At 70.1% G+C, this 11,484-nt stretch carries 6 protein-coding genes; 4 read left to right on the forward strand and 2 right to left on the reverse strand.

Going from position 1 to position 11,484, the window contains the following annotated elements:
• Positions 1-99: 99 nt before the first annotated feature.
• Entirely contained in the window at positions 100-2,913 is a 2,814-nt protein-coding gene (gene secA / locus ACWD5D_RS08285; RefSeq protein WP_451371999.1) for a preprotein translocase subunit SecA, read from the forward strand.
• A gap of 120 nt (positions 2,914-3,033) precedes the next feature.
• Here the strand turns inward: secA and ACWD5D_RS08290 are convergent, their stop codons facing one another.
• Positions 3,034-3,633, reverse strand: coding sequence for an Rv3235 family protein (locus ACWD5D_RS08290; protein ID WP_451372000.1), 600 nt, complete (start codon positions 3,631-3,633; stop codon positions 3,034-3,036).
• 290 nt (positions 3,634-3,923) lie between these two features.
• Here ACWD5D_RS08290 and ACWD5D_RS08295 point away from each other — a divergent pair, with 290 nt between their 5' ends.
• Positions 3,924-4,436: a DUF6912 family protein gene (locus ACWD5D_RS08295; protein WP_451372001.1), complete on the forward strand. Its 513-nt coding sequence runs from the start codon at positions 3,924-3,926 to the stop codon at positions 4,434-4,436.
• Between the two features lie 58 nt (positions 4,437-4,494).
• Complete coding sequence (locus ACWD5D_RS08300) at positions 4,495-5,172, forward strand: HAD family hydrolase (RefSeq protein WP_451372002.1); 678 nt, start codon at positions 4,495-4,497, stop codon at positions 5,170-5,172.
• Positions 5,173-5,218: 46 nt separating this feature from the next.
• Here ACWD5D_RS08300 and ACWD5D_RS08305 read toward each other — a convergent pair whose 3' ends face one another.
• Positions 5,219-5,785, reverse strand: a complete 567-nt coding sequence (locus ACWD5D_RS08305) for a DJ-1/PfpI family protein (protein ID WP_451372003.1) — start codon at positions 5,783-5,785, stop codon at positions 5,219-5,221.
• Positions 5,786-6,440: 655 nt separating this feature from the next.
• Here ACWD5D_RS08305 and ACWD5D_RS08310 point away from each other — a divergent pair.
• Positions 6,441-11,390, forward strand: a complete 4,950-nt coding sequence (locus ACWD5D_RS08310) for an NAD-glutamate dehydrogenase (protein ID WP_451372004.1) — start codon at positions 6,441-6,443, stop codon at positions 11,388-11,390.
• Positions 11,391-11,484: the final 94 nt, after the last annotated feature.

Genomic DNA, 11,484 nt, shown 5'->3' on the forward strand with positions numbered 1-11,484 from the left:
TCCCGGCACGGCCGGGTCCTCGCATACGATGGCCGTTGCTCAGTACGTCCAATGGAAAACCGACCGTCCCAGGCCCGACCGGCAAGGAGACCAGCCCCCGTGTCCGTCCTCTCGAAGATCATGCGTGCAGGCGAAGGCAAGATCCTGCGCAAGCTGCACCGCATCGCGGACCAGGTCAACTCCATCGAAGAGGACTTCGTCGACCTCTCCGACGCCGAGCTGCGGGCCCTCACCGATGAGTACAAGCAGCGTTACGCCGACGGCGAGTCCCTCGACGACCTGCTCCCCGAGGCGTTCGCCACCGTCCGCGAGGCCGCCAAGCGCGTCCTCGGCCAGCGGCACTACGACGTCCAGATGATGGGCGGCGCCGCCCTCCACCTCGGCTACGTGGCCGAGATGAAGACCGGAGAGGGCAAGACCCTCGTCGGCACGCTGCCCGCGTATCTGAACGCTCTCTCCGGGGACGGCGTCCACCTCATCACGGTCAACGACTACCTGGCCGAGCGCGACTCCGAGATGATGGGGCGCGTCCACAAGTTCCTGGGCCTGAGCGTCGGCTGCATCCTGGCCAACATGACGCCGGCCCAGCGCCGCGAGCAGTACGAGTGCGACATCACGTACGGCACGAACAACGAGTTCGGCTTCGACTACCTCCGCGACAACATGGCGTGGTCCAAGGACGAGCTCGTCCAGCGCGGCCACAACTTCGCCATCGTCGACGAGGTCGACTCCATCCTGGTCGACGAGGCCCGTACGCCGCTGATCATCTCCGGCCCGGCCGACCAGGCCACCAAGTGGTACGGCGACTTCGCCAAGCTGGTCACGCGCCTGAAGAAGGGCGAGGCGGGCAACCCCCTCAAGGGCATCGAGGAGACCGGCGACTACGACGTCGACGAGAAGAAGCGCACGGTCGCCATCCACGAGAACGGTGTCTCCAAGGTCGAGGACTGGCTGGGCATCGACAACCTCTACGAGTCGGTGAACACGCCGCTGGTGGGCTACCTGAACAACGCCATCAAGGCCAAGGAGCTCTTCAAGAAGGACAAGGACTACGTCGTCATCGACGGCGAGGTCATGATCGTCGACGAGCACACCGGCCGTATCCTCGCCGGCCGCCGCTACAACGAGGGCATGCACCAGGCGATCGAGGCGAAGGAAGGGGTGGACATCAAGGACGAGAACCAGACGCTCGCCACGATCACCCTCCAGAACTTCTTCCGCCTCTACAAGAAGCTCTCCGGCATGACCGGTACGGCGATGACCGAGGCCGCCGAGTTCCACCAGATCTACAAGCTCGGCGTGGTCCCGATCCCGACCAACAAGCCGATGATCCGCAAGGACCAGTCGGACCTGATCTACCGCACCGAGGTCGCCAAGTTCGAGGCCGTCGTCGACGACATCGCCGAGAAGCACGAGAAGGGCCAGCCGATCCTGGTCGGCACCACCTCGGTCGAGAAGTCCGAGTACCTCTCGCAGCAGCTCAGCAAGCGCGGCATCCAGCACGAGGTGCTCAACGCCAAGCACCACGAGCGCGAGGCGCAGATCGTCGCCCAGGCCGGCCGCAAGGGTGCCGTCACGGTCGCCACGAACATGGCCGGCCGTGGTACCGACATCAAGCTCGGCGGCAACCCCGAGGACCTCGCCGAGGCGGAGCTGCGCCAGCGCGGCCTCGACCCCGAGGAGCACATCGAGGAGTGGGCCGCGGCGCTGCCCGACGCCCTGGGCAGGGCCGAGCAGGCGGTCAAGGCGGAGAAGGACGAGGTCGAGCTGAGCGGCGGCCTCTACGTGCTGGGCACCGAGCGGCACGAGTCCCGGCGTATCGACAACCAGCTGCGTGGTCGTTCCGGCCGTCAGGGCGACCCGGGCGAGTCCCGTTTCTACCTGTCGCTGGGCGACGACCTGATGCGCCTGTTCAAGGCGCAGATGGTAGAGCGCGTGATGTCCATGGCCAACGTGCCCGACGACGTGCCGATCGAGAACAAGATGGTCACGCGCGCGATCGCGTCCGCGCAGTCGCAGGTCGAGCAGCAGAACTTCGAGACCCGCAAGAACGTCCTGAAGTACGACGAGGTCCTCAACCGGCAGCGCGAGGTCATCTACGGCGAGCGCCGCCGCGTCCTGGAGGGCGAGGACCTGCACGAGCAGGTGCAGCACTTCATGGACGACACGATCGACGCGTACATCGCCGCCGAGACCGCCGACGGCTTCCCCGAGGACTGGGACCTGGACCGGCTGTGGGGCGCCTTCCGCCAGCTGTACCCGGTGGAGGTCTCCGTCGACGAGCTGGAGGAGGCGGCCGGTGACCGTGCCGGTCTGACCGCCGAGTACATCTCCGAGTCCATCAAGGACGACATCCTCGAGCAGTACCAGGCCCGCGAGACGCAGCTCGGCTCCGAGATCATGCGAGAGCTGGAGCGGCGGGTCGTGCTGTCGGTCCTGGACCGCAAGTGGCGCGAGCACCTTTACGAGATGGACTACCTCCAGGAGGGCATCGGCCTGCGCGCGATGGCGCAGAAGGACCCGCTGGTCGAGTACCAGCGCGAGGGCTTCGACATGTTCACCGCGATGATGGAGGGCATCAAGGAGGAGTCCGTCGGCTACCTGTTCAACCTGGAGGTCCAGGTCGAGCAGCAGGTCGAGGAAGTCCCGGTCGAGGCCGCCGAGCCGGCCGCCGAGGGTGTCCAGGACACGGTGCCGGCCCAGGCCGGTGCGCGCCCGGAGATCCGGGCCAAGGGACTGGACGTCCCGCAGCGCCGGGACATGCACTTCTCCGCGCCGTCGGTGGACGGTGAGGGCGGCATCGTGGAGCGCGACCTCGAGGACGACGAGCCGGTGCGCTCCGAGGCGGACGGCCTGACCCGCGCCGAGCGACGCAAGCAGGCCAAGCAGGGCGGTCGTCGCCGCAAGAAGTGACCTGACGGCGCTTCAGCCGGTCTTCGGGGCCGGGCTTCCTTCGGGGGCCCGGCCCTTCGGCTTGGTGCGGATGCCGTTCGGTGCGGATGCGGCTCGGTGCGGCCGCGGGCAGGCGGGGTGTCAGTCCTCGGGGCCGCGTGGTGGGAGGGGGATGCCGAGGTCCACCGCTGTGCAGCGCCAGCGCAGGTCCTGGCCCTGTTCCAGGCGGAAGGCCATGGCGCGGAGCCGGCGGCCGGCGGCGATGCGGGCGAAGACCTCGAGGGCGCCGGTGCGGGGGACGTAGTAGCCGATGTCGTGGACGACCGGGCGGGTGCCGCGGGTTCGCAGGGGGCTGTGTTCGACGAGGTGCGCGAGGTCGTCGTAGGCGCGGCCCGCGGTGTGGCGGAGCATCCAGTGGACCGGGCGCTGACCGCTCAGAACGGCCAGCAGGCGGTCGGCGAAGAGGTCGGTGGGGCGACGGCTCGCTACGGCCGCGGCGGACGCTGTGGCAGGCGTACGTGCGCTCCCGGGTGACGGTGACGGTGCCGTGCCCTCCGGCCTCGCCTTCGTCTCCCCGCTGCTCCACCTCTTCGGGCTGATCCCTCTCTCCTCGCTCCCCTCGCCGCTCCTGATCGGTGTGCGGGGCGGTGCGCCGCCGGGGCGGCGGGAGTCGCGGCGGGTCGGTGGGCGGTGGCGCGGGCTGGTTCGCGGCTGGGACGTGCGGCTCATGACCTTGTTCATGGGGGCCCCGTTCGGCCGGCCCGGTCGGTACCGGGCGGTAACTAGCTGGTGGGGATCTTGTACGGGGGCCGGGTCCGGCGCGGCAAGGAAGGCCGGACCACGGGTCGGGGGCCGGGCACGTTCACTTATTCGTGTGGTGAGGGGCCGCGAGATCCTTGTGGTTGAGCTGCCGGACCGGGTGAGGTGCGAGGCGTGAGGTGGACGCTTCCGAGGGCGCGGGCGGGGACTCGAAAGGGGACAACCGCACGTATCCTGAAGGCCCGTCGGTGCCCAGGAAAGAGCGGCCAGCCATGCGCGTCTACGTCCCCCTGACCCTCCCCGGTCTCGCCGAGGCGCACAAGACGGGCGAGCTGGGGAGCGGCCCCTTCGTCGCTTACGGCGTCACGCCCGCGCTGCGTGAGTGGTACCTCTCCGACGACATCGAGGAACTCGAGTACGCCGCGCTCGGCCGGGCCGCGCAGGCCTCGCTGCGGCTGCTGGCGGCCGACTCGGACGCGGTGCGGCGCCGGGTCGTGGTCGCGGTGGACGTGGCCGACGGCGCGACGCGTGTGGACCCGGGCCGGGGGCTCGACCCGACCGTGCTGGGCGAGATCACGGTGACCGTCACGGTGCCGCTGGCGAAGGCGGCCGCGGTGCACGTCGACGCCGATGACGCGGAGCAGGACGTGACCGCGGCGGCGGGGGCGCTGGCGGCGGCCGACGGAGGGGACGACGACGCGCAGTTCGTCGTGGACGGTGCCGACGACCATGAGCTCTTGTGGTACGCCACGCAGGAGATCCCGAACCTTCTGGACCGGGGCTGACCTGCGGCGACTGCGTCGGCTGTCGGGATTGTCAGTGGCGGCGGGTACGGTTTTCGGCATGGGGACGTACGCAGGCGCGCACATTGTCTGGGACTGGAACGGGACGCTGTTCCACGACAATGACGCGATCATCGGGGCGACGAACGCCGCCTTCGCCCAGCTGGGGCTGGCGCCGATCACGCTGGAGCAGTACCGGGCGCTGTACTGCGTGCCGGTGCCGAAGTTCTACGAGCGGCTGATGGGACGGCTGCCCACCGACGCCGAGTGGGAGCTGATGGACGGGGTCTTCCACCAGCACTACACCGAGCACCGGGTGCGGTGCGGGCTGACCGAGGGAGCGGCCGAGCTGCTCGCGGGGTGGCGGTCGGCGGGGCACAGCCAGTCGCTGCTGAGCATGTACGGGCACGAGGACCTGGTGCCGTTGGTGCGCGGCTTCGGGATCGAGGCGCACTTCATACGCGTCGACGGGCGGACGGGTCCGTCCGGAGGCAGCAAGGCCCAGCACATGGTGCGGCATCTGGACGCGCTCGCCCTGGTGTCCGGCGGGGTGGAGCCCGCGCGGACCGTGGTGATCGGCGACGCGGCCGACGACGCGGTGGCCGCCGGACACGTGGGGGCGCGGGCCGTGCTGTACACCGGGGGGTCGCACAGCCGGGCCAGCCTGGAGGAGGTCGGGGTGCCGGTGGTGGACACGCTGGCCGAGGCCGTGGCGGAGGCGCAGCGGCTGGTGGCGTAGCCGCGGCAGCCGCGGCCACGCCAGGCGGTCCGCCCGCGGGCGGAGGTCAGCTCACCGGCGCCTTGGCGCGGAGCACCTTGAGGAACTCTCGCATCCACCCCGGATGGTCCGGCCAGGCGCGCGCCGAGACGAGAGTGCCGTCGACCACCGTCTCGGTGTCCTCGAAGTGGGCTCCGGCGGACTGCATGTCCAGTTCCAGCGCTGGGTACGCCGTGACCCGGCGGCCGCGCAGGCTGTCGATCGCGGCGGTGAGCAGGGGGCCGTGGCAGATCTGGGCGACCGGCTTGTCCGCGTCGAAGAAGGCCTTGAGGATCTTGCGTAGTTCGGGATCGTTGCGCAGGTACTCGGGGGCGCGGCCGCCGGGGACGACGATGGCCGCGTACTGGCCGGGGTCGACCTCGGAGAAGGCCAGGTCGGCGGGCCAGGTGTAGCCGGGCTTCTCGGTGTAGGTGTCGTAGCCGGGCTCGAAGTCGTGGACGACGAAGCGGAGCGTCTTGCGGGTGGGGGCCGCGATGTCGACGTCGTAGCCTTCCTCGCGCAGGCGCTGGTAGGGGTAGAGGACTTCCAGGGACTCCGCTGCGTCGCCGGTGATGATGAGGATTTTCGCGGGCATGTCGGCTCCTCCTGCACGGGCGGGCTCGCCAGAAGTGCCCGTCGCTTTCAGGGTGCGGCCCCGCTCGCCCGAGCGCGACCGATGCCCGCCGGATCCGGCACGGCGAACGCACCCGATCCGGCACCGGACAGCCGATCCGCGCCTTTGCGCCGAACCGTTCGGTGACCGGTTCCGTGCCACTTGCGTGCCGGCTGAAGGGCCGAGTACGTCACCCGTCCCGATGGTGCCCCTGTGCAGAACGTCAAACTTCACCGCTCGGTTTTGTACACATACGGCTCATGACGTGCCCCGGGTGAGGAGCGATAGCCTTGTGGCGTGATCAGCGCGATATCTCGCGGGGGCGCTTTCGCTCCTGCCCTGCGCCCGGGTTGCACGGAGCACCTCCGTGACCGGGCGGCGGTCGCTGGTCCTCGCGGGCGGGTCGGGGGCGCGGAAGCCCTCAGGACGCCGACGGCGGCCCGGAAGACGGCGATGCCGACAGCAGCGCCGGACTCGACGGTTGTGCCGACAATGGCCGAATTCCCCCCGCTCATCTCACCTCGCGGCATAGCGTCTGATCGGTCCGGACATTCCGGGCCGTGGCGTCGAGCCGGAGGGGAAAGCACCGTTTTTCCTTCTACGTCACGCAACGGCGCGCGACAGGAGCCAGAGGACAATGCAGACCAAGCTGGACGAAGCCAAGGCCGAGCTGCTCGAACGGGCCGCGCGGGTAGCTGAGAACAGCCCGGTCGGGGGGCACCTACCGACCGGGACGACGAGCGAGGGCACCGGCGCTCCGGACAGCGAATCCGTACTCGCGTTCCTCCAGCGCTACTACCTGCACACCGCCCCGGAGGACCTTGCCGACCGGGACCCGGTCGATGTCTTCGGCGCCGCGGTCTCGCACTACCGGCTCGCCGAGAACCGCCCGCAGGGCACCGCGAACGTCCGGGTGCACACCCCGACGGTCGAGGAGAACGGCTGGACCTGCAGCCACACGGTCGTGGAGGTCGTCACCGACGACATGCCCTTCCTCGTCGACTCGGTCACCAACGAGCTGACCCGGCAGGGACGCGGCATCCACGTCGTCATCCACCCGCAGATCGTCGTCCGGCGGGACGTCACCGGCAAGCTCATCGAGGTGCTGCCGACCGCGCCCAACGGCGACCTCCCGCACGACGCGCACATCGAGTCCTGGATCCACGTCGAGACCGACCGGGAGACGGACCGCGCCGACCTGAAGCAGATCACCGCCGATCTGCTGCGCGTGCTGTCCGACGTCCGTGAGGCCGTCGAGGACTGGGAGAAGATGCGGGACGCGGCGACCCGTCTCGCCGACGGCCTGGGCGAGGAGCCCCGGCCGGCCGACCTCCCCGGGCCGGACGTCGAGGAGGCCCGCGAACTGCTGCGCTGGCTCTCCGCCGACCACTTCACCTTCCTCGGCTACCGCGAGTACGAGCTGCGCGGCGACGACACCCTGGCCGCCGTCCCCGGCACCGGCCTCGGCATACTGCGCTCCGACCCGCAGCACGCCGAGGACGACCAGCACCCCGTCAGCCCCTCCTTCGAGCGGCTGCCGGCCGACGCCCGCGCCAAGGCCCGCGAGCACAAGCAGCTGGTGCTGACCAAGGCGAACAGCCGGGCCACCGTGCACCGGCCGTCGTACCTGGACTACATCGGCGTCAAGAAGTTCGACGCGGACGGCAACGTCGTCGGCGAGCGCCGCTTCCTCGGTCTGTTCTCCTCCGCGGCCTACACCGAGTCGGTCCGCCGGGTCCCGGTCATCCGCCGCAAGGTGGACGAGGTCCTGGTCCGCGCCGGGTTCTCGCCCCACAGCCACGACGGCCGCGACCTGCTCCAGATCCTGGAGACCTACCCGCGCGACGAGCTGTTCCAGACCCCGCCCGCCGAGCTGCAGGCCATCGCGACGAGCGTGCTGTACCTGCAGGAGCGGCGCCGGCTGCGGCTCTACCTGCGCCAGGACGAGTACGGCCGCTACTACTCGGCCCTCGTCTACCTGCCGCGCGACCGCTACACCACCGGTGTCCGGCTGCGGATCATCGACATCCTGAAGGAGGAGCTCGGCGGCATCAGCGTCGACTTCACCGCCTGGAACACCGAGTCGATCCTGTCCCGGCTGCACTTCGTCGTCCGTGTCCAGCCCGGCACCGTGCTGCCGCAGCTCTCGGATGCCGACCGGGAGCGCATCGAGGCGCGCCTGGTCGAGGCCGCCCGCTCCTGGGCCGACGGGTTCGCCGAGGCGCTCAACGCCGAGTGCGGCGAGGAGCGCGCCGCCGAGCTGCTGCGCCGCTACAACGGCGGCAACTCCTTCCCCGAGGGCTACAAGGCCGACCACACCCCGCGCGCGGCGGTCGCCGACCTGGTCCACCTGGAGCGGCTCACCGACGAGGCGGGCAACGACTTCGCGCTGAGCCTGTACGAGCCGGTGGGCGCCTCCCCGGAGGAGCGCCGCTTCAAGATCTACCGCAAGGGCGCGGCGGTCTCCCTGTCCGCGGTGCTGCCGGTGCTCAACCGGCTCGGCGTCGAGGTCGTGGACGAGCGGCCGTACGAGCTGCGCTGCGTGGACCGCACCACCGCCTGGATCTACGACTTCGGCCTGCGCATGCCCAAGTCGCCGGCCGGCGGCGGCGAGTACCTCGGCGAGGGCGGCCGTGAGCGGTTCCAGGAGGCGTTCGCCGCGACCTGGACCGGCAAGGCGGAGAACGACGGCTTCAACGCCCTCGTGCTGAGCGCCGGGCTGACCTGGCGGGAGGCGATGGTGCTGCGCGCGTACGCCAAGTACCTGCGCCAGGCCGGTTCCACCTTCAGCCAGGACTACATGGAGGACACCCTCCGCAACAACGTCCACACCACCCGGCTGCTCGTCTCGCTCTTCGAGGCGCGGATGGCGCCGGAGCGGCAGCAGGCCGGCGTGGAACTCACCGACGCGCTGCTGGAGGAGCTGGACGCGGCGCTGGACCAGGTGGCGAGCCTGGACGAGGACCGCATCCTGCGCTCCTTCCTGACCGTCATCAAGGCGACCCTGCGCACGAACTTCTTCCAGCGGACGCGCGACCTCGAGCCGCACTCCTACGTCTCCATGAAGTTCGACCCGCAGGCCATCCCGGACCTGCCCGCGCCGCGACCGGCGTACGAGATCTGGGTGTACTCGCCGCGGGTCGAGGGCGTGCACCTGCGCTTCGGCAAGGTCGCGCGCGGCGGTCTGCGCTGGTCCGACCGGCGTGAGGACTTCCGTACCGAGATCCTCGGCCTGGTCAAGGCGCAGATGGTCAAGAACACCGTCATCGTGCCGGTCGGCGCCAAGGGCGGCTTCGTCGCCAAGCAGCTGCCCGACCCGAGCGTGGACCGGGACGCGTGGCTGGCCGAGGGCGTCGCCAGCTACAAGACGTTCATCTCGGCGCTGCTCGACATCACCGACAACATGGTGGCCGGCGAGGTCGTGCCGCCGAAGGACGTGGTGCGGCACGACGAGGACGACACCTACCTGGTGGTCGCGGCCGACAAGGGCACGGCGACGTTCTCCGACATCGCCAACGGGGTCGCCGAGTCGTACAACTTCTGGCTGGGCGACGCCTTCGCCTCCGGCGGCAGCGCGGGCTACGACCACAAGGGCATGGGCATCACCGCGCGCGGCGCCTGGGAGTCCGTGAAGCGGCACTTCCGTGAGCTGGGCGTGGACACGCAGAGCGAGGACTTCACGGTCGTCGGCATCGGTGACATGTCCGGTGACGTGTTCGGCAACGGCATGCTGCTCTCCGAGCACATCCGCGTGGTCGCCGCCTTCGACCACCGGCACATCTTCATCGACCCCACCCCGGACGCGGCCACCTCCTACGCCGAGCGCCGCCGCCTGTTCGAGCTGCCCCGCTCCAGCTGGGCCGACTACAACACCGAGCTGCTGTCGGCGGGCGGCGGGGTCTTCCCGCGCAGCGCCAAGGCGATCACGCTCAACGCGCACATCCGCGAGGCGCTGGGCATCGAGGAGAAGATCTCCAAGATGACCCCGGCCGACCTGATGAAGACGATCCTCAAGGCCCCGGTGGACCTGCTGTGGAACGGCGGCATCGGCACCTATGTGAAGTCGTCGGCGGAGTCGAACGCCGACGTCGGCGACAAGGCCAACGACGCCATCCGGGTCGACGGCAGGGACCTGCGGGTCAAGGTCGTCGGCGAGGGCGGCAACCTGGGTATGACCCAGCTCGGCCGGATCGAGTTCGCCGCACAGGGCGGGAAGATCAACACCGACGCGATCGACAACAGCGCCGGCGTGGACACCTCCGACCACGAGGTGAACATCAAGATCCTGCTGAACGGCCTGGTCGCGGACGGCGACATGACCGTCAAGCAGCGCAACAAGCTGCTCGCCGAGATGACCGACGAGGTCGGCGCGCTGGTGCTGCGCAACAACTACGCGCAGAACGTGGCGCTCGCCAACGCCCTCTTCCAGTCCAAGGACATGCTGCACGCGCAGCAGCGGTTCATCCGCCACATGGTCCGCGAGGGTCACCTGGACCGGGCGCTGGAGTTCCTGCCGACCGACCGCCAGATCCGCGAGCGCCTCGGCTCCGGAGCCGGTCTGACCAGCCCGGAGACGGCGGTCCTGCTGGCGTACACGAAGATCACGGTCGCCGAGGAGCTGCTGGCCACCTCGCTGCCGGACGACCCGTACCTGCGCAGCCTGCTGCACGCGTACTTCCCGACGGCGCTGCGCGAGCGGTTCGCGGACGCGGTCGACAGCCACCCGCTGCGCCGTGAGATCACCACGACCGTGCTGGTCAACGACACGGTCAACACGGGCGGTACGACGTACCTGCACCGCCTGCGCGAGGAGACCGGTGCCTCGCTGGAGGAGATCGTCCGCGCCCAGACCGCGGCCCGCGTGATCTTCCGCTCGGCGCCGGTGTGGGACGCGGTCGAGGAGCTGGACAACAAGGTCGACGCGGACGTCCAGACCCGGATCCGGCTGCACTCGCGCCGTCTGGTCGAGCGAGGCACGCGCTGGCTGCTCAACAACCGGCCGCAGCCGCTGGAGCTCGCCGAGACGGTCGAGTTCTTCGCCGAGCGGGTCGAGCAGGTCTGGCAGCAGCTGCCGAAGCTGGTGCGCGGCGCGGACCTGGAGTGGTGGCAGCACATCTACGACGAGCTGACCGCCGTCGGTGTCCCGGACGAGCTGGCCACCCGCGTGGCCGGGTTCTCCTCGGCGTTCCCGGCGCTGGACATCGTCTCGGTGGCCGACCGCATGAGCAAGGAGCCGCTGGACGTCGCCGAGGTCTACTACGACCTCGCCGACCGCCTCGGCGTCACCCAGCTCATGGACCGGATCATCGAGCTGCCCCGCGCCGACCGCTGGCAGTCCATGGCGCGCGCCTCCATCCGTGAGGACCTCTTCGCGGCCCACGCGGCGCTCACCGCGGACGTCCTCGCCGTCGGCAACGGCAGCTCGACGCCCGAGCAGCGCTTCGAGGCGTGGGAGCGGAAGAACGCGGCGCTCCTGAGCCGGGCGCGCACCACCCTGGAGGAGATCCGCGGTTCGGACTCCTTCGACCTCGCCAACCTGTCGGTGGCGATGCGGACGATGCGGACGCTGCTGCGCACGCATTCGTAGCGGTACAGCGTCGTAGCCCTACGACGGCGTAGCAGTACACCGTCGTAGCCGTACGACACGGAAGGCGCCCCGGGCCGGTCAGGTCCGGGGCCTT

The sequence above is a fragment of the Streptomyces sp. NPDC002520 genome, from assembly GCF_053595235.1.